The sequence below is a fragment of the Streptomyces sp. NPDC104096 genome, from assembly GCF_055584385.1.
Window position 1 is genome coordinate 96,313 of record NZ_JBVJMD010000014.1, and the last position, 26,109, is coordinate 122,421.

The 26,109-nt window shown below is 72.2% G+C and carries 26 protein-coding genes and 1 pseudogene; 14 read left to right on the top strand and 13 right to left on the bottom strand.

What is annotated here, in order from left to right; translation table 11 throughout:
* Positions 1-44 precede the first annotated feature (44 nt).
* The 3 genes from ACZ60B_RS17430 to ACZ60B_RS17440 all read left to right on the top strand — a co-directional run bounded on the left by ACZ60B_RS17430 (position 45) and on the right by ACZ60B_RS17440 (position 2,249).
* Positions 45-1,196, top strand: coding sequence for an acyl-CoA dehydrogenase family protein (locus ACZ60B_RS17430; RefSeq protein ID WP_469387801.1), 1,152 nt, complete (start codon positions 45-47; stop codon positions 1,194-1,196).
* 69 nt (positions 1,197-1,265) lie between these two features.
* A complete protein-coding gene (locus ACZ60B_RS17435; protein WP_384721937.1) occupies positions 1,266-1,511 on the top strand; it encodes a YiaA/YiaB family inner membrane protein in 246 nt (81 codons plus the stop codon).
* A 96-nt stretch (positions 1,512-1,607) separates the two neighbouring features.
* Positions 1,608-2,249, top strand: a complete 642-nt coding sequence (locus ACZ60B_RS17440; protein ID WP_469387803.1) for a TetR/AcrR family transcriptional regulator — start codon at positions 1,608-1,610, stop codon at positions 2,247-2,249.
* On the opposite strand, the gene ACZ60B_RS17445 is transcribed toward ACZ60B_RS17440, so the two are convergent.
* Positions 2,240-2,701 carry a MaoC family dehydratase gene (locus ACZ60B_RS17445; protein WP_469387805.1) on the bottom strand — a complete coding sequence of 154 codons (462 nt, stop codon included), beginning with the start codon at positions 2,699-2,701 and terminating at the stop codon, positions 2,240-2,242. The genes ACZ60B_RS17440 and ACZ60B_RS17445 overlap by 10 nt on opposite strands.
* Before the next feature lie 133 nt (positions 2,702-2,834).
* Here ACZ60B_RS17445 and soxR point away from each other — a divergent pair, with 133 nt between their 5' ends.
* Positions 2,835-3,332 (top strand): redox-sensitive transcriptional activator SoxR, encoded by a 498-nt coding sequence (gene soxR, locus ACZ60B_RS17450; RefSeq protein WP_469387807.1) that lies wholly within the window; start codon positions 2,835-2,837, stop codon positions 3,330-3,332.
* 60 nt (positions 3,333-3,392) lie between these two features.
* Here the strand turns inward: soxR and ACZ60B_RS17455 are convergent, their stop codons facing one another.
* Positions 3,393-3,998, bottom strand: coding sequence for a hypothetical protein (locus ACZ60B_RS17455; RefSeq protein ID WP_469387809.1), 606 nt, complete (start codon positions 3,996-3,998; stop codon positions 3,393-3,395).
* A gap of 220 nt (positions 3,999-4,218) precedes the next feature.
* On the opposite strand from ACZ60B_RS17455, the gene ACZ60B_RS17460 reads away from it, so the two are divergent.
* Positions 4,219-7,005: a penicillin acylase family protein gene (locus tag ACZ60B_RS17460; RefSeq protein ID WP_469387811.1), complete on the top strand. Its 2,787-nt coding sequence runs from the start codon at positions 4,219-4,221 to the stop codon at positions 7,003-7,005.
* A gap of 48 nt (positions 7,006-7,053) precedes the next feature.
* Here ACZ60B_RS17460 and ACZ60B_RS17465 read toward each other — a convergent pair whose 3' ends face one another.
* Positions 7,054-8,373: a serine-threonine protein kinase gene (locus ACZ60B_RS17465; RefSeq protein ID WP_469387813.1), complete on the bottom strand. Its 1,320-nt coding sequence runs from the start codon at positions 8,371-8,373 to the stop codon at positions 7,054-7,056.
* 81 nt (positions 8,374-8,454) lie between these two features.
* On the bottom strand, positions 8,455-9,708 hold the full coding sequence (locus ACZ60B_RS17470; RefSeq protein WP_469387815.1) for an exo-beta-N-acetylmuramidase NamZ family protein: 1,254 nt from the start codon (positions 9,706-9,708) through the stop codon (positions 8,455-8,457).
* Between the two features lie 194 nt (positions 9,709-9,902).
* Here ACZ60B_RS17470 and ACZ60B_RS17475 point away from each other — a divergent pair, with 194 nt between their 5' ends.
* The 3 genes from ACZ60B_RS17475 to ACZ60B_RS17485 all read left to right on the top strand — a co-directional run bounded on the left by ACZ60B_RS17475 (position 9,903) and on the right by ACZ60B_RS17485 (position 13,015).
* Positions 9,903-10,667 (top strand): SDR family oxidoreductase, encoded by a 765-nt coding sequence (locus tag ACZ60B_RS17475; protein WP_469387817.1) that lies wholly within the window; start codon positions 9,903-9,905, stop codon positions 10,665-10,667.
* Positions 10,664-12,334 carry a class I adenylate-forming enzyme family protein gene (locus ACZ60B_RS17480; RefSeq protein WP_469387819.1) on the top strand — a complete coding sequence of 557 codons (1,671 nt, stop codon included), beginning with the start codon at positions 10,664-10,666 and terminating at the stop codon, positions 12,332-12,334. The genes ACZ60B_RS17475 and ACZ60B_RS17480 overlap by 4 nt, the downstream gene beginning before the upstream one ends.
* 87 nt (positions 12,335-12,421) lie before the next feature.
* Positions 12,422-13,015 carry a TetR/AcrR family transcriptional regulator gene (locus tag ACZ60B_RS17485; RefSeq protein ID WP_450664289.1) on the top strand — a complete coding sequence of 198 codons (594 nt, stop codon included), beginning with the start codon at positions 12,422-12,424 and terminating at the stop codon, positions 13,013-13,015.
* Between the two features lie 76 nt (positions 13,016-13,091).
* Here the strand turns inward: ACZ60B_RS17485 and ACZ60B_RS17490 are convergent, their stop codons facing one another.
* Together ACZ60B_RS17490 and ACZ60B_RS17495 are read right to left on the bottom strand one after the other, a co-directional pair.
* The gene (locus ACZ60B_RS17490) at positions 13,092-14,306 is read right to left on the bottom strand and encodes an acyl-CoA dehydrogenase (RefSeq protein WP_469387821.1); all 1,215 of its coding nucleotides are present in this window, start codon (positions 14,304-14,306) and stop codon (positions 13,092-13,094) included.
* A 6-nt stretch (positions 14,307-14,312) separates the two neighbouring features.
* The gene (locus ACZ60B_RS17495; protein ID WP_469387823.1) at positions 14,313-15,347 is read right to left on the bottom strand and encodes a phosphotransferase family protein; all 1,035 of its coding nucleotides are present in this window, start codon (positions 15,345-15,347) and stop codon (positions 14,313-14,315) included.
* 290 nt (positions 15,348-15,637) lie between these two features.
* Here ACZ60B_RS17495 and ACZ60B_RS17500 point away from each other — a divergent pair, with 290 nt between their 5' ends.
* Together ACZ60B_RS17500 and ACZ60B_RS17505 are read left to right on the top strand one after the other, a co-directional pair.
* Positions 15,638-16,861 carry an RNA-guided endonuclease InsQ/TnpB family protein gene (locus tag ACZ60B_RS17500; protein ID WP_469387825.1) on the top strand — a complete coding sequence of 408 codons (1,224 nt, stop codon included), beginning with the start codon at positions 15,638-15,640 and terminating at the stop codon, positions 16,859-16,861.
* Between the two features lie 48 nt (positions 16,862-16,909).
* Positions 16,910-17,113: pseudogene (locus tag ACZ60B_RS17505) on the top strand (zinc-binding dehydrogenase); the annotation flags it as partial.
* 23 nt (positions 17,114-17,136) lie between these two features.
* Here the strand turns inward: ACZ60B_RS17505 and ACZ60B_RS17510 are convergent.
* The 4 genes from ACZ60B_RS17510 to ACZ60B_RS17525 form a co-directional block, all read right to left on the bottom strand.
* Positions 17,137-17,478 carry a DUF202 domain-containing protein gene (locus ACZ60B_RS17510; protein WP_469387827.1) on the bottom strand — a complete coding sequence of 114 codons (342 nt, stop codon included), beginning with the start codon at positions 17,476-17,478 and terminating at the stop codon, positions 17,137-17,139.
* Complete coding sequence (locus ACZ60B_RS17515; protein ID WP_469387829.1) at positions 17,475-17,867, bottom strand: YidH family protein; 393 nt, start codon at positions 17,865-17,867, stop codon at positions 17,475-17,477. Before ACZ60B_RS17515 ends, ACZ60B_RS17510 begins: the two co-directional genes overlap by 4 nt.
* A gap of 107 nt (positions 17,868-17,974) precedes the next feature.
* Positions 17,975-18,490, bottom strand: coding sequence for an NUDIX hydrolase (locus ACZ60B_RS17520; protein WP_469387831.1), 516 nt, complete (start codon positions 18,488-18,490; stop codon positions 17,975-17,977).
* A 41-nt stretch (positions 18,491-18,531) separates the two neighbouring features.
* Complete coding sequence (locus ACZ60B_RS17525; protein ID WP_469387833.1) at positions 18,532-19,425, bottom strand: DMT family transporter; 894 nt, start codon at positions 19,423-19,425, stop codon at positions 18,532-18,534.
* A gap of 732 nt (positions 19,426-20,157) precedes the next feature.
* On the opposite strand from ACZ60B_RS17525, the gene ACZ60B_RS17530 reads away from it, so the two are divergent.
* The 3 genes from ACZ60B_RS17530 (at position 20,158) to ACZ60B_RS17540 (ending at position 22,522) form a co-directional block, all read left to right on the top strand.
* A complete protein-coding gene (locus ACZ60B_RS17530; RefSeq protein WP_469387902.1) occupies positions 20,158-21,060 on the top strand; it encodes a tetratricopeptide repeat protein in 903 nt (300 codons plus the stop codon).
* A 105-nt stretch (positions 21,061-21,165) separates the two neighbouring features.
* Positions 21,166-21,915, top strand: coding sequence for a molybdopterin-dependent oxidoreductase (locus ACZ60B_RS17535; protein ID WP_469387835.1), 750 nt, complete (start codon positions 21,166-21,168; stop codon positions 21,913-21,915).
* Positions 21,899-22,522, top strand: coding sequence for a cytochrome b/b6 domain-containing protein (locus tag ACZ60B_RS17540; RefSeq protein WP_469387837.1), 624 nt, complete (start codon positions 21,899-21,901; stop codon positions 22,520-22,522). The genes ACZ60B_RS17535 and ACZ60B_RS17540 overlap by 17 nt, the downstream gene beginning before the upstream one ends.
* A 157-nt stretch (positions 22,523-22,679) precedes the next feature.
* Here the strand turns inward: ACZ60B_RS17540 and ACZ60B_RS17545 are convergent, their stop codons facing one another.
* Together ACZ60B_RS17545 and ACZ60B_RS17550 are read right to left on the bottom strand one after the other, a co-directional pair.
* Positions 22,680-24,077 (bottom strand): GntT/GntP/DsdX family permease, encoded by a 1,398-nt coding sequence (locus ACZ60B_RS17545; protein WP_469387839.1) that lies wholly within the window; start codon positions 24,075-24,077, stop codon positions 22,680-22,682.
* 42 nt (positions 24,078-24,119) lie between these two features.
* On the bottom strand, positions 24,120-24,665 hold the full coding sequence (locus ACZ60B_RS17550; protein WP_469387841.1) for a gluconokinase: 546 nt from the start codon (positions 24,663-24,665) through the stop codon (positions 24,120-24,122).
* A 130-nt stretch (positions 24,666-24,795) separates the two neighbouring features.
* Here ACZ60B_RS17550 and ACZ60B_RS17555 point away from each other — a divergent pair, with 130 nt between their 5' ends.
* Positions 24,796-25,497, top strand: coding sequence for a FadR/GntR family transcriptional regulator (locus ACZ60B_RS17555; RefSeq protein ID WP_469387843.1), 702 nt, complete (start codon positions 24,796-24,798; stop codon positions 25,495-25,497).
* A gap of 124 nt (positions 25,498-25,621) precedes the next feature.
* Here ACZ60B_RS17555 and ACZ60B_RS17560 read toward each other — a convergent pair whose 3' ends face one another.
* The gene (locus tag ACZ60B_RS17560; RefSeq protein ID WP_469387845.1) at positions 25,622-26,044 is read right to left on the bottom strand and encodes a YchJ family protein; all 423 of its coding nucleotides are present in this window, start codon (positions 26,042-26,044) and stop codon (positions 25,622-25,624) included.
* Positions 26,045-26,109 lie beyond the last annotated feature (65 nt).

The window sequence follows — 26,109 nt, forward strand, 5'->3', positions numbered from 1 at the left end:
CTAGCAGTGCTAATTTAAATGTCTGTGATGGGGAGTGACTCGGCGTGAACCTGGAGCTCAGCGAGGAGCAGACCGCGGTCCGGCGGCTCGCCCGGGACTTCGTGGAGCGCGAGATCGCCCCGCACGTGATCGCCTGGGACCGGGCCGAGGAGGTCGACCGGGGCATCGTGAAGGAGCTCGGCGAGGTCGGCTTCCTGGGGCTGACGATCGACGAGGAGTACGGCGGCTCGGGCGGCGACCACCTCGCGTACTGCCTGGTGACCGAGGAACTCGGCCGCGGCGACTCGTCGGTGCGCGGGATCGTCTCGGTCTCCCTCGGCCTGGTCGCCAAGACCGTCGCCGCCTGGGGCGACGAGGAGCAGAAGCGGCGCTGGCTGCCGGGGCTGACCTCCGGTGAGTACGTGGGCTGCTTCGGGCTGACCGAGCCCGGCACCGGCTCCGACGCCGGGAACCTCGCCACGCGCGCGGTCCGCGACGGCGACGACTACGTCGTCAACGGCACCAAGATGTTCATCACCAACGGCACCTGGGCCGACGTCGTCCTGCTCTTCGCCCGCTCCACCGACGCCCCCGGCCACCACGGCGTCTCCGCCTTCCTGGTGCCGGCCGACACTCCCGGCCTGACCCGGCGCGCTGTGCACGGCAAGCTCGGTCTGCGCGGCCAGGCCACCGCCGAACTGGTGCTGGAGGACGTCCGGGTCCCCGCGTCCGCGATGCTCGGGCCGGAGGGCAAGGGCTTCGCGGTCGCCATGTCCGCGCTCGCCAAGGGCCGGATGTCGGTCGCGGCGGGCTGTGTCGGCATAGCCCAGGCGGCGCTGGACGTCGCGGTGAGGTACGCCGGTGAGCGCGAGCAGTTCGGCAGGACCATCGCCCACCACCAGCTGGTCCAGGAGCTGCTCAGCGACATCGCCGTTGACGTGGACGCCGCCCGGCTGCTGACCTGGCGCGTCGCCGACCTGATCGACCGCGGTCTGCCCTTCGCCACCGAGTCCTCCAAGGCCAAGCTGTTCGCCTCGGAGGCGGCCGTGCGCGCCGCGAACAACGCCCTCCAGGTCTTCGGCGGCTACGGCTACATCGACGAGTACCCGGCCGGCAAACTGCTGCGCGACGCCCGGGTGATGACCCTCTACGAGGGCACCAGCCAGATCCAGAAGCTGGTCATCGGGCGGGCGCTGACCGGGGTCTCGGCCTTCTGAGTACCTGTCCGTACGTCCCTGAGTACCCCGGCGGATGTGGTGTGGGCCACGTCCGCCGATGCTCGTCGCATGACTGACGCATCCGGCAAGCAGCAGAACACGGCCGCCTTCTACGGTCAGGCCGTCGCCTCCTTCTCCCTCGCCATGGCCGCCACCGCGATCGGCATCTTCAAGCTGCACGCCGACCCCTGGGTGCGGGCCTTTCTGGGCACCGCCGTCCTCTATCTGGTCACCTCGGCCTTCACCCTGGCCAAGGTCGTCCGCGACCGGCAGGAGGCCTCGGCCCGGCCGTACAGCCCCTTCGAGAAGCTCTGAGCGAGCCCCCTCGAAAAGCTCTGAACGGGCACACTAAGCGAGCGCTCAGCTTCGGCGGTATGGTGTAGCTCCGGTGCCGAGAGGGGCGAGCGAGCGATGAGTACGGCGGAGGACACGGCCGGCGGCGAGGCCGAGGCGTGGGGCGAGGTCACCCCTGACGCGGCCCGGCGGCTGCTGGTGGCCGCCGTGGAGGCCTTCGCCGAGCGCGGCTACCACGCGACGACGACCCGTGACATCGCGGGCCGCGCGGGGATGAGCCCGGCCGCCCTCTACATCCACTACAAGACCAAGGAAGAGCTGCTCCACCGGATCAGCCGGATCGGCCACGACAAGGCGCTCGACATCCTGCGTACCGCGGCCCGCAGCGAGGGCAGCGCGACCCGGCGGCTCGCCGAGGCCGTGAGCTCCTTCGTGCGCTGGCACGCCGGGGGGCGCACCACCGCGCGGGTCGTGCAGTACGAACTCGACTCGCTCGGCCCGGACGCCCGCGCCGAGATCCTCGCGCTGCGCCGCCAGGTCGACGCGGAGGTGCGCGGGATCGTCGAGGACGGGGTGGCGAGCGGCGAGTTCGACGTGCCGGACGTGCACGGGACCACCATCGCCGTGCTCTCCCTCTGCATCGACGTCGCCCGCTGGTTCAACGTCGACGGCCCGCAGACCCCCGACGAGGTCGGCGCACTGTACGCCGACCTCGTGCTGCGGATGGTCGGGGCGAAGCGGCCGCCCGCTCAGACGTAGTACCGGGACACCGACTCCGCCACGCACACCGGCTTGTCGCCGCCCTCGCGCTCCACGATGAAGGCGACGGCGACCTGCACGCCACCGGGCACGTCGTCGACGCCGGTGATGGTCGCCGTCGCGCGCAGCCGCGAGCCGACCGGCACGGGGGCGGGGAAGCGGACCTTGTTGGTGCCGTAGTTGACGCCCATCTTCACGCCCTCGACCGAGATCAGCTGGGGGCCGAACAGCGGCAGCAGCGACAGGGTCAGGTACCCGTGGGCGATGGTGGTCCCGAAGGGACCCGCGGCCGCCTTCTCCGGGTCGACGTGGATCCACTGGTGGTCGCCCGTGGCCTCGGCGAACAGGTCGATCCGCTTCTGGTCGACCTCCAGCCAGTCGGTGTACCCCAGCTGCGCGCCCACCGCCGCCTTCAGCTCGTCGGCTGACGTGAAGATCCTCGGCTCTGCCATGTCCCGGCCTCTCGCATCACGGATGTCCCGTTGAGGTGTTCCCGCTTATGTCTAAGCAACTGCTTAGCATGGTCGGGTCCGGGGCGGCTGTCAACGGACCACCGGGGTGTCGGGTTTGGGTAGGCTCCGAGGAGTGCCCCAGATTCCCGAGAAGATCCACGAGCTCACCGTCGGCCAGCTCGCCGCCCGCAGCGGCGCCGCCGTCTCGGCGCTGCACTTCTACGAGTCCAAGGGGCTGATCAGCAGCCGTCGGACCGCGGGCAACCAGCGCCGCTACACCCGCGACGCGCTGCGCCGGGTGGCCTTCGTCCGGGCCGCCCAGCGGGTCGGCATCCCGCTGGCCACGATCCGCGAGGCCCTCGCCCAGCTCCCCGAGGAGCGCACGCCCACCCGCGAGGACTGGGCCCGTCTCTCCGAGACCTGGCGGGCCGAACTGGACGAGCGGATCAGGCAGCTCAACCGGCTGCGCGACCACCTCACCGACTGCATCGGCTGCGGCTGTCTCTCCCTGGAGTCCTGTGTGCTGTCCAACCCGGACGACGTGTTCGGCGAGCGGCGGACGGGCTCGCGCCTGATGGTGGAACGCCCGCCCCGGCAGCCCCTCCCGGAGCCGAAGAGCGCCGGCTCCTGACCGGATCGACGCGACGACATAAGGGGGGTGCGGCATCCCCGGCGCACCCCCGGCGTGCACTCAGGCCGACATCAGCATCGCCCGCCCCCGCCTGGCGAACGCCAGGGCCTCGGGCGTGAGTACGGGCCGCGGGACGAGTATGCCGCAGTCCGCGCAGACCGGGCCCGACGACGGTTCGTGGTCCAGGTCGTACTTCCAGAACAGGCGCTCCCCGTCGCACACCGGGCAGGTCGAGCCCGGCGCGCGCTCCAGCGCGGCGATCAGGCTGCGCAGCACCTCACCGAGCGGCGCACGGGGGTGCAGCCGGGGGTTGTCGCACCAGGCGACGCCGAATCCGCCCCAGGTCAGCCGATGCCAGTCGTCCACGCTGCCCGGCCTGCGCAGCCCGTCGTGCTTCTCCTTCCTGCGGCGCTCGGCGAACTCGCCCTCGTAGTCGAGCCACACCGCCCGTGCCTCCTCCAGCTCGTCCAACGCGGCCACGAGCCGCGCAGGATCGGGCGAACGGTCCTCGGGGCCGAACCCCGACCGGGAGCACAGGTGGTCCCAGGTCGCCCTGTGCCCGTAAGGGGCGAACCGCTCAAGGCACTTGCGCAGCGAGTAGCGCCGCAGCGCCAGATCGCAGCGCGGATCGCGCACCTGTCTCGCCAGACTCCGGAAACCGGCCATCGCCTTGCACCTCCGTCACATCTGCACCTGTACTTCGGTCACTTCGGCGTCGTCGTGCGGACGTCGCCGAATAGACGTGTCGACACCCGAATCGGCTCCATCCGATTTCCGATCGCCCCCATAAGCCGGAGCGACGACTCGAAAAAGTGACGCATGTTCATCTTCAATCCCGGGGATACCGGCGGTAACCTCCGGCCAATCCCCGTCGCTAGGAGCTGCCATGCCTGGGCGCACCCCACGCACACCTCTCGACAGACTGAGAACTCCCCGCAGATTTCCCGGGTTCCTGAAGACGGCATCCGTATGCGTCCTCATTGCCGGACTTTTGTCACCGCTTTCCCAGCTGGCGGTCGCCGCCGAGACCGCCACGGCCACCGACTACTGCGGCGGACAGTGCTCCGACATCCTGCCGCCGGGCGAGAACGGCAACGCCACCCTCGCGCAGATCCTCCTCAACCAGGCATTCGGCACCCAGCCTTCGCACGCCGAGGACCAGCTCGGCCCCTACGCCAACCTGGCCACGGGCTACTCGGCGCTCACCACCGACAAGATCAACACGTTCTTCAACGACGCGTCGTTCGGCGTCGCCTCCGGGCAGGTCGCCTCCACCGAGAGCCCCGCGGGCCGCACCGACGTGACGATCGTGCGCGACAAGAAGACGGGTGTGCCGCACATCACGGGCACCACCCGGTACGGCACGGAGTTCGGCGCCGGCTACGCGGCGGCCGAGGACCGGCTGTGGCTGATGGACGTCTTCCGTCATGTCGGACGCGGCCAGCTCACCACGTTCGCGGGCGGCGCGGCCTCCAACCAGGGCCTCGAGCAGGAGTTCTACCGCAACGCGCCGTACACCGAGGCCGACCTCCAGGCCCAGATCGACAACGCCGTGGCGAACAACGGCACCCGCGGCCAGCAGGCCCTCGCCGACGCCAACGCCTACCTCGCGGGCATCAACTCCTACATCGACGCCTCCGACAGCGGCCGCTACTTCCCGGGCGAGTACGTCCTGACCGGCCACAAGGACTCCATCACCAACGCCGGCACCATCGACCACTTCAAGATCACCGATCTGGTGGCGCTGGCCTCCGTGATCGGCTCGCTGTTCGGCTCCGGCGGGGGCGGCGAGGTCAACAACGCCGTCTCCCTGCTCGCGGCCCAGGACAAGTACGGCGTGGCGGCCGGCACCGCGGTCTGGGAGTCCTTCCGCGAGCGCAACGACGCCGAGGCCGCCCTCACCGTCCACAACGGCGAGAGCTTCCCCTACGCCACCAGGCCCGACGACCCGCAGGGCGAGGCCCTGCCCGACGCCGGCACGGTGACCCAGGAGCCGCTGGTGTACGACCGTACGGGCAGCGCGGCGACCGCCACGGCGGCGACCGCCGCCACCACCGCGGCGGCCACCGCCCTCAGCTCCGCCAGGCGCGGTATGTCCAACGCCCTCGTGGTGAGCGGCAGATCCACCGCCAGTGGCCACCCGATCGCCGTGTTCGGGCCGCAGACCGGCTATTTCGCGCCACAGCTGCTGATGCTCCAGGAGATCCAGGGGCCCGGCATCAGCGCCCGCGGAGCCTCCTTCGCGGGCCTGAGCATGTACGTCGAACTGGGCCGCGGCCAGGACTACGCGTGGAGCGCCACGACGTCCGGCCAGGACATCATCGACACCTACGCCGTCGAACTGTGCCAGGACGACTACCACTACCTCTACCACGGCACCTGTACGGCGATGGAGAAGGTCGAGCAGAAGAACGCCTGGAAGCCGACGACCGCCGACGGCACCGCGGCCGGCTCCTACACGATGCGGGTCCACCGCACGAAGTACGGTCCCGTGGAGTACCGGGCGACCGTCGGCGGCAAGAAGGTCGCCTACACCACCCTGCGCTCCTCCTACCTGCACGAGGCCGACTCGATCATCGGCTTCCAGATGCTCAACGACCCCGACTACGTCAACGGCCCGGCCGCCTTCCAGGCCGCGACGCAGCACATCAACTACACCTTCAACTGGTTCTACGCCGACTCCACGCACACCGCGTACTACAACAGCGGCGACAACCCGGTGCGCGCGAGCGGCGTCGACGCCGAGTTCCCGGTGTGGGCGCAGGCCGCCTACGAGTGGCGCAACTGGGACCCGGCGACCAACACCGCCGCCTACACACCCGCCTCCGCCCACCCCAACTCCGTGGACCAGGACTACTACATCTCCTGGAACAACAAGCAGGCCAAGGACTACACGACCGCGTCCTGGGGCGACGGCTCGGTGCACCGCGGCAACCTGCTGGACGACCGGGTGAAGAAGCTGGTCGCGGCCGGCGGGGTGACCAGGGTCGCCCTCGTCAAGGCGATGGCGGACGCGGCGCTCGCGGACCTGCGGGCCGAGGACGTGCTGCCGGACCTGCTCCGGGTCGTCAACAGCTCCACGGTGACCGACACCACGGCCGCCGCGGCGGTCGCCAAGCTCCAGACCTGGCTGACGGCCGGCGCCAGGCGCACGGAGACCTCGGCGGGCTCCAGGACGTACGCCAACGCCGACGCGATCCGCATCCTGGACGCCTGGTGGCCACTGCTGGTGAAGGCCGAGTTCGAACCCGGCCTGGGCACCCCGCTCTACACCGCCCTGACCGCCAACCTCCCGATCGACGAGACCCCGTCGGCCGCGCACGGCCCGACCGGCGCGCACGCCGGAAGCTCCTTCCAGTACGGCTGGTGGAGCTATGTCGACAAGGACGTCCGGGCGGTGCTCGGCGACACCGTGGCGGGCCCGCTCGGGCAGAAGTACTGCGGCGGCGGCAGCCTGACCTCCTGCCGGGACGTCCTCATCAGCACTCTGAAGCAGGCGGCCGCCCTGACCGCCGCCCAGGTCTACCCCGGCGACGACCTGTGCGCCGCGGGCAACCAGTGGTGCGCCGACTCGATCGTCCAGCGCACCCTCGGCGGTATCAAGCACGGCAACATCAGCTGGCAGAACCGGCCCACCTACCAGCAGGTGGTGGAGTTCACCTCGCACCGGTGACGCCCTGAGCGGCGGCGGGCCGGTCAGGGCCGGTCCGACGGACAGGCCCTAGCGGATACGGCCCGCCGCCAGCACCACCCGCGCCAGCTCCGGGTGCACGATGTCGCTGTGCGCGCCGCTCGGCGGGCCGCCGCGGCAGACCACCGCCGACGCGTCGACGTTGACGCACCCGGACCGGGGCAGCGGGCCCCCGAGCGCGTCGGCGAGCGACAGTGCCCGGGTGCCCGGCACCGCCTGCACCCCGTCGTGGCCCATCGCCCCCCACTTGGCGCCCAGCAGCCGGCCCAGGTCGAACCCCTCGGCCACGCCCTGCGCGTCGCCCGCCATCCGGGAGGCCAGCGGGTACAGCGTGCCCAGCGCCGTGTCGTGGCTGGAGTGACAGCACACCAGGGGACCGTCGACCCGGAGGTTCTGGCCCTGCAACACGCCGCCCGCACGCGGGTCGTGGGGCAGCCGGGCGGCGAACGCGTAGTGCGAGAAGGCACCTTGCAGCAGGGTCACGGACTTCACCGTGCGCACGCCCTCCGGCAGCCCGCGCAGGGCGAACGACACCAGCCGCCCGCCGAAACTGTGCCCGACCAGATGCACCCGCACCTGCGGTGCCGCGTCCGCCAGTTGGCCGAGGAACCGGCCGAGCCCGCGTTCGCCCACCGTCCCGGCCCGCCGCTTCATCGCGTAGTACGTGCCCTGCCGCAGCAGCTCGTGCGCCCCCTCCCACGGGTCGGGCATCGCGAACCGCGCCGGAGCGCCCGGGGATTCGAGGTCGGCCAGGGCCTGCGCGAAGACCTCGCACGTCCCGGCCACGGACCCGGTGAACATCTCCGGCTCGTCCTGCGGCACCCCCTCCGCCAGCGTGTCCGCCGCGAACAGCGCCTGCGGTCCGGGCGGCACCACCTCGACCAGCAGCCGCACCAGCCGCCCGAACTCGGTCAGTTCGGCCTCCTCGCGCGGCCGCTGCTCCAGCAGCCGCGCGAGCTGCTCCACCACGACCCCCCGGCCCGGGAAGGTCTCCAGCAGCGCGTGCCGGGTGTCCTTGTCGAGCGCCGGACGCCGGGGCGCCTCGGCCGCCACCGAGCGCGGGAAGTCCGGGATCGGCTCGTCGGAGAACCGCATCGACGGCCACACCACCCCCACGTACCCGAGCCGGGCCGCCGGCGCGAGCTGCGGGAACGGGGCGAAGAAGCTGCTGTAGAGCCGGGTCGCGCCCGAGCGGTCGTTGTTCCAGCCGTGCGCGAACACCACCAGGTCCCGCACACCGCGCAGGGGCGCCTCGGCCAGCAGCCGGTCCCGCTCCGGGCCGGACACGTCGCCGTCCGCGTCGAAGGTCAGCTCCCAGTACGGCGTCACGCTCATCGCCGGATCTGCCATGACGGACCCCTTCGTCCCCCGTGCCGGTGCGCTCTGGGCGCATGGTCCTGCCAACGGGGGACATTGGCCATACGTCACGGCTCATCCGTAGGACAGATACTTCTCCCGCACCCGCCGGAACACCGCCAGCTCCTCGTGCCAGCCCGCCACCACCGCGTCGGTGTCCGCGCCCGCGTCGATCGCGGTGCGCACCCGGTCGGAGCCCGTCAGCTTGTCGATCCAGTGGTCGGAACGCCAGGCGAAGCCGTCCCAGACCCGCCGGGCGGTCACCAGCAGCGCGATCCCGGTGCGCACCGGGTCGTACGTCCCCCGGTCGTGCACATGGATCTGCACGCCCCCGACGGTCTTCCCCTGGAACTTGGAGAAGGTGGGCGCGAAGTACGCCTCGCGGAAGCGCACGCCCGGCAGGCGCAGCGCGTTCACGGCGGCGGCCCACCGCCCGTCGATCCCCTCGGCGCCCAGCAGTTCGAACGGCCGGGTGGTGCCGCGCCCCTCGGAGAGGTTCGTCCCCTCGAACAGACAGGTGCCCGCGTACGCCAGCGCGGTGTCGGGCGTCGGCATGTTCGGGCTCGGCGGCACCCAGGGCAGCCCGGACGCGTCGTACCACTGCGACCGCTTCCAGCCGCTCATCAGGACGGTGTCCAGTGCCACCGGCGCCGCCAGGAACTCCGCGTTGAACAGCCGCGCCAGCTCCGCGACCGTCATGCCGTGCGCCTGCGCGATCGGCTGCCGGCCGACGAACGTGGCGAACTCCCGGTGCAGCACCGGCCCCAGGGCCGCCCGCCCGGTCAGCGGATTGGGCCGGTCCAGGACCATGAACCGCTTGCCCGCGAGCTGCGCGGCCTCCATGCAGTCGTACAGGGTCCAGATGTACGTGTAGAAGCGGGCGCCCGCGTCCTGGATGTCGAAGACGACCGTGTCGACACCGGACGCGGTGAACACGTCGGCCAGCGGCCGGCCGCTCTTGAGGTACGTGTCGTACACCGGCAGCCCGGTCGCCGGGTCGTCGTAGCGGCCCTCGGAGCCGCCCGCCTGCGCGGTGCCGCGGAAGCCGTGCTCGGGTCCGAACACGGCGCGCAGGTTCACCCGTTCGTCGGCATGCATCACGTCCACGATGTGCCGGGCGTCCCGGGTGACGCCGGTCGGGTTGGTGACGATCCCGACCCGCCGCCCCTTCAGCCGCGCGTAGCCGTCCGCGGCGAGCCGCTCGAAGCCGGTGCGCAGTTGTTCTCGGGGCGACTTCTTGACAATGGCGGGGGTCAAAGACGCTGTGGCTGCCGTGGACATTGTGGCCGCCGTGGCCGAGGCGAGCACGGTGCGTCTGGAGAGGCGCATGCGGATCCTCCGTGGGGATGACGTGACGGGCCGTCCGGTGCGGATCGTGCGGGCGGCGACGCCGCACATCGGCGGCCCCGCCGCTCCCAGCGTGCGGCAACGGCCCTTCCTCTCGCACATACCGACCGGTTAGTCTGGTGTCGCAGATCCGAATCTCGTCGCAGAGCCGATTCTCGTCGTGTCGAAGGAGACCGATGGTGGAAGCCGTGCAGGATGCCGGAGTGGTCGTCACCGGAGCGGGAGGCGGCATCGGGGCCGCACTGGCCCGCCGTTTCGCCGCCGAGGGGGCCCGGGTCGTCGTCAACGACCTGGACGCCGACAGGGCGCGGGCCGTGGCCGACGAGATCGGCGGCATCGCGATCCCCGGCGACGCCTCCGCGATCGTCGCCGACGCCCGGGACGCGCTCGGCGGCTCCGTCGACGTCTACTGCGCCAACGCCGGGGTCGGCTCCGGCGGTTCGGAGGCGGCGGGCGAGCCGGTGTGGGCCCTGGCCTGGGACGTCAACGTGATGGCCCACGTCCGCGCGGCCGAGGCACTGATCCCCGGCTGGCTGGAGCGCGGCCACGGACGCTTCGTCTCCACCGTCTCCGCCGCCGGACTGCTCACCATGATCGGCGCCGCGCCGTACAGCGTCACCAAGCACGGCGCGTACGCCTTCGCCGAGTGGCTGTCGCTCACCTACCGCCACCGCGGGATCAAGGTGCACGCCATCTGCCCCCAGGGGGTGCGCACCGACATGCTGGCCGCCACCGGCAGCGCGGGCGACCTGGTCCTCCAGCCGACCGCGATCGAGCCGCAGGCCGTCGCGGACGCCCTGTTCAAGGGCATCGAGGAGGACCGCTTCCTGATCCTGCCCCACCCCGAGGTCGCCGCCTACTACCAGGGCCGGGCCGTCGATCCGGACCGCTGGCTGACCACCATGAACCACATCCAGCAGAAGTGGGAGGCCGGACAGTGACCGCCTCCCGCTACGCCGACAAGCCCTGGGTCGCCCTCCTCAACGACGCCCAGCGCGCCCCCGTCCACCCGGCCGACTCCCTGGTGCACGCCCTGCGCCGGGCCGTCGACGAGACGCCCGAGCGCGACTTCCTCGCCTACTTCGACGGCCGGCTGACCTACCGCGAGGCCGACGAGCTCAGCGACTCCGTCGCCGGCCATCTGGCCGCCCGCGGCCTGGAACGCGGCGACCGGGTGGCCGTCCTGCTCCAGAACTCCCCGCAGTTCGTGATCGCGCTGCTCGGCGCGTGGAAGGCCGGCGCGACCGTCGTCCCCGTCAACCCCATGTACAAGTCGGGCGAGGTCGCGCACGTCCTGCGGGACGCCGAGGTGACGGCGCTGATCTGTGCCGACCGCGCCTGGGAGGCGTACCTGCGCGAGACGGCCGCCGGCTCGCCGGTGCGGATCGTGCTCACCGGCTGCGAACTGGACTTCCAGACCCGCGGCGACACGCGCGTGCTGACCTTCGAGCGGGCGGCCCAGGCCCCGGACGCCGACGACCTCACCACCGTCGCCCGGCAGGGCCACAAGGCCCCCGAAGGCCGCGACCCCGGCCCCGACGACATCGCGCTGATCAGCTACACCTCGGGCACCAGCGGCACCCCCAAGGGCGCCACCAACACGCACGGCAACATCATGTACAACGCCGAGCGCCAGCGCACCGGCCTGGACCTGCCCGGGGTGCCCGTCTACTACGCGCTGGCCCCCCTGTTCCACATCACCGGGATGGTCTGCCAGCTCGGCGCCTGCCTCGACAGCGCGGGCACCCTGGTGCTCACCTACCGCTTCGAGTCGGGCGTCGTCCTGGACGCGTTCGCCGAGCACCGGCCGCACTACACCGTGGGCCCCTCGACCGCCTTCATGGCGCTGGCCGCCCACCCGGCCGCCACCCCGGACCACTTCTCCTCCTTCGCGCACATCTCCTCCGGCGGCGCCCCGCTGCCGCCCGCCCTGGTGGAGAAGTTCCGGGCCGGCTTCGGACCGTACATCCGCAACGGCTACGGCCTCACCGAGTGCACCGCGCCCTGCGCGTCCGTGCCGCCCGGCCTGGAGGCGCCCGTAGACCCGGCCTCCGGGACGCTGGCCGTCGGCGTGCCGGGCCCCGACACGGTCGTACGGATCCTCGACGACACCGGCGCCGAGGTGCCCTTCGGCGAGCAGGGCGAGATCGTCGTGCGCGGTCCCCAGGTCGTGCCCGGCTACTGGCGGCGCCCCGAGGCCACCGCCGAGACCTTCCCCGACGGCGAACTGCGCACCGGCGACATCGGTTTCATGGACGAACAGGGCTGGCTGTACGTCGTCGACCGCAAGAAGGACATGATCAACGCGTCCGGCTTCAAGGTGTGGCCGCGCGAGGTCGAGGACGTCCTGTACACGCACCCGGCGGTGCGCGAGGCGGCCGTCGTCGGGGTGCCGGACGGCTACCGCGGGGAGACGGTGAAGGCCTACATCAGCCTGCGGCCGGGTGCCGACGCGGATGCGGATACGCTCACCGCCTACTGCAAGGACAGACTGGCGGCCTACAAGTATCCGCGCCAGGTGGAGATCCTGCCCGAGCTGCCCAAGACGGCGAGTGGGAAGATCCTCCGTCGGGAACTTCGTTCCCACGACGCGCACGACAGCCAGTAGACGCGCACGACAGTCAGTGGACGACAGCCGGTGAGGCCCGCCGACGAGGCACGGCCGACAAGGCATGGAGAAAGGCAGGTGGCGGCAGTGCCCAGGACGACGGACGGCGACGGGCCCCCCGTACCGCAGCGGCTGCTCGCCGCCGCCACCCGGCTCTTCGCCGAGCAGGGGTACGACCGTACCTCCGTGCAGGAGATCGTCGAGGCGGCCGGCGTCACCAAGGGGGCGCTGTACCACTACTTCGGCTCCAAGGACGACCTGCTGCACGAGGTGTACGCGCGCGTGCTGCGGGTCCAGCAGGAGCGGCTCGACGCCTTCGCCGACGCCGACGAGCCGATCGAGAAGCGGCTGCGGGGCGCCGCGGCGGACGTCGTCGTCACGACGATCGAGAACCTCGACGACGCGTCGATCTTCTTCCGCTCGATGCACCACCTCAGCCCCGAGAAGAACAAGCAGGTGCGCGCCGAGCGGCGGCGGTACCACGAACGCTTCCGCGCGCTCGTCGAGGAGGGCCAGGCGGCCGGGGTGTTCTCCACGGCGACCCCGGCCGACCTGGTCGTGGACTACCACTTCGGCTCGATCCACCACCTGTCGACCTGGTACCGGCCCGACGGCCCGATGAGCCCCCAGGAGCTCGCCGACCACCTGGCCGACCTGCTGCTGCGGGCACTGCGCCCCTGACGGACGTGACGCCCACGAGGAGGGCCCCGGCGACAGCGCCGGGGCCCTCCTCACGTCACCGCGCCCACCCGCGCCGTCACAGGTACTTCTTCAGCTCCCGACGGGCCAGCGACCGCTGGTGCACCTCGTCCGGGCCGTCGGCCAGCATCAGGGTGCGGGCACTCGCGTACAGCTCGGCCAGCGGGAAGTCCTGGCTCACACCGCCCGCGCCGTGCAGCTGGATGGCCCGGTCCAGGATGCCGACCACCGCGCGCGGGGTGGCGATCTTGATGGACTGGATCTCCGTGTGGGCGCCCTTGTTGCCGACGGTGTCCATCAGCCAGGCCGTCTTCAGCACCAGCAGCCGCAGCTGCTCCACGGTGACCCGGGCGTCGGCGATCCAGTTCTGGACGACACCCTGCTGGGCCAGCGCCTTGCCGAACGCGGTGCGCTCGACGGCCCGGCGGCACATCAGCTCGATCGCCCGCTCCGCCATGCCGATCAGCCGCATGCAGTGGTGGATCCGGCCGGGGCCCAGCCGCGCCTGCGCGATCGCGAAACCGCCGCCCTCCTCGCCGACCAGGTTCGACACCGGCACCCGCGCGTGGTCGAAGACCACCTCGGCGTGGCCGCCGTGCGAGTGGTCCTCGTAGCCGAAGACCTGCATGGCGCGCTTCACGGTGACGCCCGGGGTGTCGCGCGGCACCAGCACCATGGACTGCTGGCGGCGGATGTCGGCGCCGTCCGGGTCGGTCTTGCCCATCACGATGAAGATCTTGCAGTCCGGGTTCATCGCCCCGGAGATGTACCACTTGCGGCCGGTGACGACGTACTCGTCGCCGTCCCGCTCGATGTGCGTGGTGATGTTGGTGGCGTCCGAGGAGGCCACCTCCGGCTCGGTCATCGCGAACGCCGAGCGGATCTCACCGGCCAGCAGCGGCTCCAGCCACTGCTTCTTCTGCCGCTCGTCGCCGAACTGGGCCAGCACCTCCATGTTGCCGGTGTCCGGCGCGGCGCAGTTCAGCGCGGTCGGCGCCAGGTGCGGGGAGCGGCCGGTGATCTCGGCGAGCGGCGCGTACTGGAGGTTGGTCAGCCCGGCGCCGTACTCGGCGTCGGGCAGGAACAGGTTCCACAGCCCCTGCCTGCGCGCCTCGGCCTTCAGCTCCTCCACCACGGCCGGGGTGTCCCACGGCGAGGCGAGCTCGGCCCGCTGCTCCTCGGCGACGGCCTCGGCCGGGTAGACGTGCTCGTCCATGAAGGCCAGGAGCCTGGCGCGCAGTTCCTCGGTACGTGCGTCGAACGCGAAGTCCATGATGGATCAGCCCTCCTGGAGACCGTCGTGCAGCGTGGTCAGGCCGTGCTCGATGAAGACGGGGACGAGTTCGCCGATGCGGTCGAAGCCGCGGCCGACGGTCTGGCCCAGCGTGTAGCGGTAGTGGATGCCCTCCAGGATCACCGCGAGCTTGAACCAGGCGAACGCGGTGTACCAGGAGACGGCCGAGACGTCCCGGCCCGAGCGGGCGGCGTACCGCTCGATCAGCTCGGCGGGCGCCGGGTGGCCCGCGGCCTCGGCGGTGGTGGAGACCGGCGAGTGCGGCAGACCGAGCCGCATGCTGTACATCACCAGCAGGCCCAGGTCGGTCAGCGGGTCGCCCAGCGTCGACATCTCCCAGTCGAGAATCGCCTTGATCGTGTCGTCCTCGCCGATCAGGACGTTGTCGAGCCGGTAGTCGCCGTGCACGACGGCCGGCGCGGGGGAGACCGGCAGCTCACGGCCGAGCGCCGCGTGCAGCTCGTCGATGCCCGCCAGGTCGCGGCTGCGGGAGGCGTCGAGCTGCTTGCTCCAGCGCCGCAGCTGCCGGTCCAGGAAGCCCTCGGGGCGGCCGAAGTCCGCCAGGCCCACCTCGGCCGGGTCGACCGCGTGCAGCTCGACGAGGGTGTCGACCAGCGACAGCACGGCGTTGCGGGTGCGCTCGGCGCCGAGCGGGGCGAGCTGGTCGGCGGTGCGGTACGGGGTGCCCGTCACGAACTCCATGACGTAGAAGGGCGACCCGAGCACGTCCTCGTCCTCGCACAGCAGCACCGGACGCGGCACCGGCACGGCGGTCGGGTGCAGCGCGCTGATCACGCGGTGCTCGCGTCGCATGTCGTGCGCGGTGGCCAGGACGTGGCCGAGCGGGGGACGCCGTACGACCCACTTCGAGTCGCCGTCCGCGACCTCGTACGTCAGGTTCGACCGACCGCCCTCGATCAGCCGGCCGGTCAGGGGGCCGCGCACCAGGCCGGGCCGCTCGCGGTCGAGCAGGTCGCGCAGCCGGTCGAGATCGAGTCCGGGCGGGTGGTCGGGGCTCATACATCGCTCCTACGGGCGCGTGAACGGGACCCGACTTATGATGCCGACCGGTCGGTATGTCGTCCAGTGGGTGAGCCGAAGGTGATCTGGGCCACCCTAGGCCGGACGGCTTCCCGGGCGAACCACGGGGAGCCGCCGGGGGTGGCTTTTCGGCCGCCGCCGGGGCCCATCCGGAGAAGTCGGGCAGCGCTTGTCCCGTTCGGCCCGTTTCACTTCCCGGCCCCAGGGGTTACCGGTCGTGCGTATGTTCTGCCTGGCGGCTGACGGGCGCTCGTTCGTACGATCGTCGCATGCAGCTCCGGTATGCCTTCCGCCTGTACCCGGAGCCGGGCCAATGCCTCGCGCTGGCCCGGGCGTTCGGGTGTGCCCGGGTCGTGTACAACGATGCCGTGCGCGCCCGCGAGGGCGCCCGTGCGGCGGGCGAGCCGTTCCCGACGGCCGCTGAGCTGTCCCGGAAACTGATCACCGAGGCCAAGCGGACACCGGGGCGGTCCTGGCTGGGCGACGTCTCCGCGGTCGTCCTCCAGCAGTCCCTGCGCGACGCGGAATCCGCGTACCGGAACTTTTTCGCTTCCCTCAAAGGCAAGCGCAGGGGCGCGAAGACCGGTGCGCCCCGGTTCAAGTCCCGCAAGGACAGCCGTCAGGCGATCCGGTTCACGGCCAATGCCCGCTGGTCGATCACCGGTGGCGGCCGTCTGAGTCTGCCGAAGATCGGCGCGGTGAAGGTGAAGTGGTCCCGCGCCCTGCCCGCACGGCCCTCCTCGGTCACCGTGATCAAGGACGCGGCCGGGCGGTACTTCGCCTCCTTCGTCGTCGACACCGACTCTGCCGAGGACGCCGCCCGGATGCCCGACACCGAGCAGACGGTCGGCATCGACCTGGGCCTGACCCACTTCGCGGTCCTCTCGGACGGTACGAAGATCGACTCGCCTCGGTTCCTGCGCCGGGCGGAGAAGAAGCTGAAGAAGGCCCAGCGGGAGCTGTCGCGCAAGCAGAAGGGATCGAGGAACCGGGAGAAGGCCCGTACGAAGGTCGCCCGCGTCCACGCGAAGGTGGCCGATGCGCGCCGCGAGTTCCATCACCGGCTCTCCACGAGACTGATCCGCGAGAACCAAGCGATCGGTGTGGAGGACCTGGCGGTCAAGGGGCTGGCGCGTACCAGGCTGGGCAAGAGCGTGCATGACGCGGGCTGGGCACAGTTCGTGGCCATGCTGGAGTACAAGGCGGTCAGGTACGGGCGCACCCTGGTCAAGATCGGCAGGTTCGAACCGACCTCCCGGACCTGCTCCACCTGCGGCGTCGAAGACGGCCCCAAACCCCTGAACATCGGGGAGTGGACCTGCACCGCCTGCGGCACGGTCCACGACCGGGACCACAACGCCGCGATCAACATCAAAACGGCCGCCGGACTGGCGGCATCAGCCTGCGGAGCGCCGGTAAGACCAGGACTCGTCCCGGCACAGCGCCAAGAAACAGGAAGCCACGGACTCCCGGCCAAATCCTGTGCGGTGTAGCGGCACAGCAGCGGCCGAGAAGGCCAGAATCCTCGGGCGTCAGCCCGAGGAGCAAGTCAATGCTTCGTCCGCCCCGACGCCGAGGACCTGCGGCACCTGGCGGAACTGGCCGAGCAGGGCGTGATCTCGGTCCATGTCTCGCGTACGTTCCCGCTGGAGCGGGCGGCGCAGGCGTACCGGCTCAACCAGGAGGGCCGGACCCGCGGCAAGATCGTGGTGACGGTGGACCAGGAGGAGCCGACGGAGGACTGAGCGGCGCCCGGACGAGCCCTGCCCTAGACGATCAGTGCCGCGGCGCACACGGCCATCGCGACCGCGCACAGGACCGCCGCCGTGGCGTGCCGGGGGGCGAGCGTCCTCGGGCGGTGACTCGCCAGGGCGCGGATGCGCCGGTGGGCTACCGTCAGGAACGCCAGCCAGAGGACGCAGCACAGGGTGCAGACGGTGATCGCGGCGGCGGTCCGGCCGTGGTGCAGGGAGGTCTTCACGGCGAGCACGGTCGCGACGGTGCCGGCCAGCGTCGTACGCCGCCAGGCCAGCCGGGTGCGCTCGGGCTGGAGCCCGGGGTCGCGCACCGGCCGGCGGACCGGGACGGGCGGCGACGCGTCGCCGGTCATCCGTCCCAGCCGACCAGGACGACGATCACCATCGCGACGGCCACCACCGCGACGAGGACGGCGAGCAGGGCCGGGAAGCGGGAGACCGGCAGGTCCTCGCCCCGGCGCATCGCCTGCTCGCACCGCACCCAGTGGTTGACCGCGCGCAGCGCGCACAGCACGCCCGCCGCGAGCAGCGCCAGCGCGAGCCCGACCCGCCAGGCCCAGCGCAGGTCCGGCAGGAACTGGTCGACCGCGAACCCGCCGCCGATCAGCGCCAGGGAGGTGCGCAGCCAGGCCAGGAACGTGCGCTCGTTGGCCAGCGAGAACCGGTAGTCGGGCGTGCCGCCCTCCTCGCGGACCTGCTGGGGCGCGAACCACAAACGGACGTTCCGCACGAACTCGATCACGCGCAGGACACTACCGGGGGCCGTCCGGGAGGCGCCCTCCGGGCCGGACGGCCCCGCTCCCGGCCGCTCCGGCGCCGCCGCCCCGGTCCCGGCCCGTCCGGGCCCGGTCAGCCCTCGGCGCGGTACGCCCTGAGCCGCTCGTACGCGGCCAGTCCGTCCGGTACCCACTCCCAGCTGTCCAGGCGCGCCTCGACCTCCTCCTCGGGCAGGAAGTCGTGCCAGGCCACCTCCTCAACCTGGGGGTGCACCGGCAGCTCGCAGCGGACCTCGTAGACGGCCGACCACCAGCTGTGGCCGGAGCCGTCGGTGTACAGGAACTTGAAGCGGAACTCGGGGCTCGGCAGTCCGCTCACCCCGAGCTCCTCCTCGGCCTCGCGCAGGGCGGCGTCGTCGTACGCCTCGCCCGCGCCGACGACCCCGCCGACGAACATGTCGTAGAGGGAGGGGAAGACCAGCTTGGTCGGGGTGCGGCGGTGGACGAAGAGACGGCCGGCCGCGTCGCGCGCCTGGACGAAGACGCAGCGGTGGCGCAGGCCCTGTGCGTAGGCCTCGCCGCGCGGGGACTGTCCGACCACCCGGTCGTTCTCGTCGACGATGTCGAGGATTTCGTCAGCAGCGCTCATGGGCCCATCCAAGCAGGGCCCGGGGTGAGGGGGGAGAAGGGTCAGCGCGGTTGCAGGTCCCGCATCTGCTCCGGTTTCCCGGTGCCGTCGGGCATCGCCGGGTGCAGCCCCAGCAGCACGATGCCCACGACGATCGCCGCGAGCCCCGCGGCCTCCCAGGCCAGCGCTCCCGTGTCGGTGCGCAGCCGGTCGCCGAGGAAGCCCACCCCGCAGAGGATGCCGGCCAGCGGCTGGGCCGCGGTCAGGGCGGGCAGGGACATCCGCAGCGGCGCCGTCTCGAAGGCGCTCTGGACCAGCACGAGGCCGGTCACCCCGATCACCAGCACGGCGTAGGGCTGCCAGCCGGACAGCACCCCGGCCAGGCCCCCCGCGGAGAAGCGCTGCCCGCTGACCCGCGTCAGCGCGTCCTGCACCCCGTACAGCAGCCCGGCCGCCACCGCCAGCAGCACCGGGCCCACGCTGAGCCTGGACCGCTTCGCGTACGTCGTGAGCAGCAGCGCGGCACCGACCATGGCGCCGATGATCAGCCAGTGCCGTACCGGATCGGTGACCGCGTTGCCGCCGCGTGGCTCACCGGCCACGATGAACGCGGTCACCCCGCCCGCGAGCAGCCCGAGGCCCGCCCAGCCCTGGCGGCCCAGCGGCTGCCGGGTCTGATGGCGGGAGAGCGCGAGGGCGAACAGCAGATTGGTCGCGAGCAGCGGCTCGACCAGGGAGATCTCACCCTTGCCGAGGGCTATCGCGCCCAGCACCATGCCGGCCGCCATCAGCGCGATCCCGCCCAGCCAGCGCGGTACCCGCATCAGGTCCAGGAGCAGCCGCGGGGAGAGGAAGTCGCTGAGCGGTGCCCGCGCGGCGGCGTTCTGCTGGAGCACGAACCCGAAACCCAGGCAGCAGGCGGCGCCCACGGCGAGAACGAGAACCAGAACCGACACGCTGTGTACCTCGATCATCCGGCCGGGCCACGGGTCGTCGATGGCCGACTCTAGCGGTCCGGGGCGGTCGGCGCCCCGGAAGCGCCCGGAACATCGCCTGGGGCGAGACCCGGAACCGGGGCGGTGGACGCGGCCGCGCCGCCCGGTCGATCACGGGCGGTGGCGCGGCCGTAGCGTCATCGTGCGCCGCCGGGCGCCGTGACGCCATGGCGTGCGCCACGTCGGGCGGGCCGGAGTCCACCGGCCGCCCGCCGCCCCGCCCGTCGGCCCGCACCCCAAGTGCCGCCGCGCCGGGTCCGGTTGACGGATCCGTGTGATCACGCGGCTTGACGGTGCGCGTCGGCTGGGGGTTTGCTGTCCCGATCGGCCGATGGTGTGCCGGTACCCGGCCGTGCCGCGCGAGGAAGCGGGCGCGGCGGCGCGAGGCGGCACGACGGCGTGCGAGGCTGCACAGAGGCGTGCGAGCGACCAGAGGAGCACGAGGTACGACGCGCGGTGTCCCCTTTATCACCCTTATCCACGCCTCCTCCCGATGACGACTCCGGCCGCGAACCCGGCCGTGAACCCGGCGCCGATCCCGGCCGCGACCCCGCCCCCGCCCCCGGGGCCGATCCCGGACCAGGCGCTGATACCGGCCGCTTACCCGCTTCCGGCGCCGGACCCGGTCACGATCCCGGCCTCCATGGCCCCGGCCCGAGCACCGGCGGGGGCCGCCGTGCCGGGCATCCGCGCCTGGCCCTCGACGCGGCCCTCGACGACACCGACCTCGCGGCCGCCCGTGCCGCGCTGGCCGAGGGGCGCTGGCAGGCCGCCCGCTCGCTGCTGGTCCGCACGGGTGACGACTGGGAGCGCCGGGGCCATCGCGTCGCCGTGCTCGCCCGGCACCCCCGCAGCGCCGCCCGGGCCCGCGACTGGCTGAGCGCCGAACCCGGCTCCGCCGACGCCTCGGTCCTGCTCGCGCTGGCCCTGGTCAGGCGTGCGGTACGCGGCCGGGAGCGGCAGGACCGGGTGCGCGACGCCTGTCACACCGCCGCCGGACTCGCGCCCGCCGACCCCACCCCCTGGCTCGGCCTGCTGATGCTGGAGCGGTCCCGCGGCGGCGAGGCGGACACGGCCGCCGCCTTCGAGGAGGTGCGCAAGCGCTGCCCCGAGCACCACCACGCCCACCATCTGATGGTCGCCCGGCTCGCCGAGCGCCACGCCGACGCGGGCCCAGACCCGCGGCACGCGGTCCACGACTTCGCCGAGACGTCCGCCCGCCGGGCCCCCGCCGACTCCCCGCTGGCCGTCCTGCCGGTGGTCGCGCGCGCCGAGCGCTACCGCGTGCTGGCCGCCACCGGGGCCGAGCCCGCCGACCCGGCCGCCTCGGACCACTGGACCGGGCTCCGGGCCCGGCAGGTGGCGCGGGCCGCCTTCGAGTGGTGGCTGGAGTGGGAGCACGACGGCCACCCGCGCTGCCTGGTCGACCTCAACTTCCTCGCCCACGCCCAGCACCACGCGGGCCATGCCGCCGAGGCGGCCGCCCTGTTCCAGCGGATCGGGACGTACGCCACCCCCGCACCCTGGACGTACCCGGACCGCGACCCGCGCGCGGCCTTCCGGGCCGCCCGCGACCGTGCGTTCGGCACGGGGTGAGGCCCGGCCGGCCGTCCCTGAGGACAGGGTGAGAAGTGGTTACGGAAATCTGACCGCTCCGGAGAATCCTGGCCCCGCCGGGGTCGCGGGTGTTCGAATGAAGGGGTGACTTCCGAACCACCCGGACCACCCGAACCCCGCGGGGAACCCGAACGCGGCGCACCGGTGGGCCGCCGGGTCTTCCTCGGCACCCTGGGCCTGGGCGCCCTCGGCGTGCTCGCGGCACCGAAGCTGCAACGCGGTCTGGAGGCCTTCCTCGGCGGCGCGGCCGACAAGGACCCCACGGGCCTGACCGGCCTGCTCCCCAACGGCGGCGGGTTCCGCTACTACTCGGTCGCCGCGTCCGTCCCGCACAGGAGCGCCACCGACTACCGCCTCACCGTCGACGGCCTGGTCGACCACCCGGCCGAGTACACCCTCGCCGACCTGCGCGCCATGCCCCAGACCCGGATGGTCAAGGACGTCCAGTGCGTCACCGGCTGGCGGGTCCCCGGGACGCCCTTCGAGGGCGTACGGCTGTCCCGGCTGCTGGACGCGGCCGGGGTGCGCGCGAAGGCCGGGGCCGTGCGCTTCAGCTGCTTCGACGGCACGTACACCGAGAGCCTCACCCTCGACCAGGCCCGCCGCGCCGACGTCCTGGTGGCGCTGCGCATGCAGGACGAGGACCTGGGTCACGCGCACGGCGGCCCGGTGCGCCTCTATGTCGCGCCGATGTACTTCTACAAGTCGGCCAAGTGGCTCTCCGGCATCACCGTCACCGAGGACGTCCACCCCGGCTACTGGGAGGACCGCGGCTACGACGTCGACGCCTGGGTGGGCCGTTCGAACGGACGCGACGATGCCCCTACGAGCTGACCCGGCCCCCGCCACGGGCCGCCACCACCGTTTCACCCGCGCCGAGCGGTGGACGCACCGCGCCACCGCCGTGCTGATGGGCGTCTGCGTCGTGACGGCGTCCTTCCTGTACGTCCCCGAGTTCGCCGAGCTGGTCGGCCGCCGCGAGCTGGTGGTGCGGGTCCACGAGTGGGCCGGGCTCGCCCTGCCGGTGCCCGTCCTGGCCGCGCTGGCCTCCCGGGCCTTCCGGGCGGACCTGGGCCGGCTGAACCGGTTCGGGCCGCACGACCGGGTCTGGCTGCGCGCGGCGCTGGTCCGGGACCGGCGCCGCGCGTCGCGTCCGGCGGGCAAGTTCAACGCCGGCCAGAAGATCTACGCGGCCTGGATCGCCGGGGCGGTGCTGGTGATGCTGGGCACGGGCCTGCTGATGTGGTTCACCCACCTCACGCCGTTGGCCTGGCGGACCGGCGCGACCTTCGTGCACGACTGGCTCGCCCTCACCGTCGGTGTCGTGCTGGCCGGCCACATCGGCATGGCGCTGGGCGATCCGGAGGCCCGCCGGGGCATGCGCACGGGCTCGGTGAGCCCGGAGTGGGCGGAGCGGGAACATCCGCTGTGGCGGCCCTGAGGACGGGCCCGCAGGGGGTACGGCATGCAAGGAGGCCCACCCGCTCCCCGGCCGGGCGCTGTGACGCCGGTGCCGGGGAGCGGGTGGGCCGTGGTCGCCGTACCGCCCAGGGCGCGTGCCGGGCGTCGCCGGGCAGACGGGACTTTCGGAACACGCCCTAGATCACCAAGGACAGCAGCAGCACCAGGCCGCCGCCGACCACGGAGATGATCGTCTCCATGACGGACCACGTCTTGACCGTCTGGCCGACGCTCAGTCCGAAGTACTCCTTCACCAGCCAGAAGCCGGCGTCGTTGACATGGCTGAAGAAGAGCGAGCCCGCGCCGATGGCGAGGACCAGCAGCGCCGTGTGGGTGGTGGACATGTCGGCCGCCAGCGGGGCGACCAGTCCGGCCGCGGAGATGGTCGCGACGGTCGCCGAACCGGTGGCCAGCCGGATCGCCACCGCGATCAGCCAGGCCAGCAGCAGCGCCGGGATCGACCAGTCCTTGGAGATGTCCAGGATCATCTGGCCCACCCCGCAGTCGATCAGGGTCTGCTTGAAGCCGCCGCCCGCACCGACGATCAGCAGGATGCCCGCGATCGGCGCGAGGGACTTCTCGACGGTCGTCGACAGCCGGTCCTTGGTGAAGCCCGCGGCCCGGCCCAGCGTGAACATGCCCACTATGACGGCCGTGAGCAGCGCGATCAGCGGCGAGCCGATGACGTCGAAGACACGCTGCACCTGGTGCGTGGGGTCGTCCACGACGATGTCGACCAGGGCCTTGGACAGCATCAGGAAGACCGGCAGCAGCACGGTGGCCAGCGTGGCGCCGAAGCTCGGGCGCCGCTCCAGCTCCTCCGAGGCGCGCGGCGGGAGCATCCGCTCCGGGGCCGGGACGTCCACCCAGCGCGCGGCGACCTTCGAGAACAGCGGACCGGCGATGATCACCGTCGGGATCGCGACGACTATGCCCAGGGCCAGGGTGACGCCCAGGTTGGCCTTGACCGCGTCGATGGCGACCAGCGGGCCGGGGTGCGGCGGGATGAGTCCGTGCATCACCGACAGGCCGGCCAGCGCGGGGATGCCGATCCGCATCACGGAGTAGTTGCCGCGCTTGGCGACCATCAGCACCACCGGGATCAGCAGCACGATGCCGACCTCGAAGAACAGCGGCAGACCGATCACCGAGGCGATCAGCACCATCGCCCACGGCATGGCCCGGCCGCCCGCCTTGGCGAGGATCGTGTCGACGATCTGGTCGGCGCCGCCGGAGTCGGCCAGCAGCCTGCCCAGGATCGCCCCGAGCGCGATCAGGACACCCACCCCGGCCACGGTCGAGCCGAGTCCGGTGGTGAAGCTGGATATGGCCTTGTCGAGCGGCGCTCCGGCGAACGCCCCCAGCGCGAGCGACCCGATGGTCAGCGCCAGGAAGGCGTGGAGCTTGAACTTGGTGATGAGCAGGACGATGACGGCGATACCCGCCAGCACGGCGAGGCCCAGCCGGGCGTGGCCGGCCGAGGTGATCGGCCCGACGACGTCCGCTGCCAGCATCTCGACGCTGAGTCTGGTCACGGTTGTTCCTTGTGAAGGGTGGGGACGGGGAAGGAAAAGGGGTTACGCGAGGGGTGACGGCCCGGTGGGTGACGGAGCGGTCCGGCCGAGGGCGTCCAGCGCGGCCGTGGCGCGCGCGGCGATGTCCTCGGGGCCGCCGACGACGTCCACGGTGACTCCCGCCTCGTCCGCCTGAAGCGGCTGGAGCGTGGCGAACTGGGAGTCCAGCAGTGCCGTCGGCATGAAGTGACCCTGCCGGTGCGACATCCGGTCCTCGATGAGGGCGCGGTCGCCCGCGAGGTGCACGAAGACGAGGTCGGGCGCCGAGGCCCGCAGCCGGTCGCGGTAGGACCGCTTCAGAGCCGAGCAGCTGACCACCCCGCCGAGACCGGCGCGGCCGTGGGCCCAGCCGCCGATGGCGTCCAGCCAGGGCCACCGGTCCTCGTCGGTGAGCGGGGTGCCGGCCGACATCTTGGCGATGTTGGCCTGCGGGTGGAAGTCGTCGCCCTCGGCGTACGGAACGCCGAGTCGGGCCGCTAGCAGGGGGCCGATGGTGGTCTTGCCGGTACCGGCCACCCCCATGACCACGACGACCTGCGGGGTACTCATGACTGCCTCACTGTCTTCGTCGACACCTGGTGTCGACCACACTGAAACCGATTAGGTACGACAAATTCAAGAGTCTGTGACGTATAAGTCTGACTTTTTGGCTCTGTGATCCACCCCGTACGCTGAGTGCATGACCACTTCGGACCGGGGGCTGCACGGCCGCGTACTGGAATCCCTCGGCCCCGCGATCACCGCGGGCGAGTACCCGCCGGGCAGCGTTCTGCGCACCGACGAGCTCGCGCAGCGCTTCGAGGTGTCACGGTCGGTGATGCGCGAGGCGGTCCGGGTGCTGGAGTCCATGCACCTGGTCGAGTCCCGTCGCCGGGTGGGCGTGACCGTGCTGCCCATGGCCGCCTGGAACGTCTACGACCCGCAGGTCATCCGCTGGCGTCTGGCGGGCGCCGACCGGCCGCGCCAGCTGCGCTCGCTGACCGTGCTGCGCTCGGCGGTCGAGCCGATCGCGGCGGGCCTGGCGGCGCGGAACGCCACGGCCGAGCAGTGCGCCGAGCTCACCGAGTGCGCGCTGGGCATGGTGGCCAACTCGCGCGGCCACCGGCTGGAGGGCTACCTCGTCCACGACGTCGCCTTCCACCGGGTGATCCTGACCGCCTCCGGCAACGAGATGTTCGCCCGGCTCGGCGACGTCGTCGCCGAGGTCCTGGCCGGCCGCACCCACCACGAGGTCATGTTCGAGGACCCCGACCCGGCCGCCGTCACCCTGCACGTCCAGGTCGCCGAGGCCGTCCGCGAGGGCGACGCGGCCCGCGCGCAGGAACTGACCCGGCAGATCGCGGAGGGCGCGCTCCAGGAACTGGACATCCTGGCACCCTGAACCCACCCGAACGGCCCCTGCCGGTCCGGGCGTTCGGTCAACGGCTCCTGCGGAAACCGGGTGTTCGGCCAACGGCCACCACCGGTCCGGGCGTTCGGCCAACGGCCCCTGCGGGACCGGGCGTTCAGCCCAGGAAGTCCCCGTCCACATAGACCCACGCCCCGTCGACCCGCTCGAACCGGCTGCGCTCGTGCAGCGAGCCGCCCCGGTAGGAGGCCCGGAAGGTCACGGTCCCGGTGGCGTGGAAGCCCGTACCGCCGCCGGTCTCCAGGATCTCCAGCCCGCTCCACCGCATCCCCGGGTCGAAGTCGACCCGCTCCGGCCGCGTCCGCGGATGCCAGGTCCGCAGCAGGTAGGGCGCGTCGAGCCGCACGAAGGCGCAGTAGCGCGAGCGCATCAGCGCCTCGGCGGTGGGGGCCGCGGCCTCACCCCGGTGGAACCGGCCGCAGCACTCCTCGTACGGCTTCGCCGTGCCGCAGGGACAGGAGGGCCGGGAGGCCGGACCGGCGGCGCTCGGCCGCCGCGGGTGCGAGGTGCGTCGGGACATGACACCCATTCTGCTGCACCCCTCGCCACCCTGCCCCGACCCGCCCCGCCGGGCCCCCGCGGACC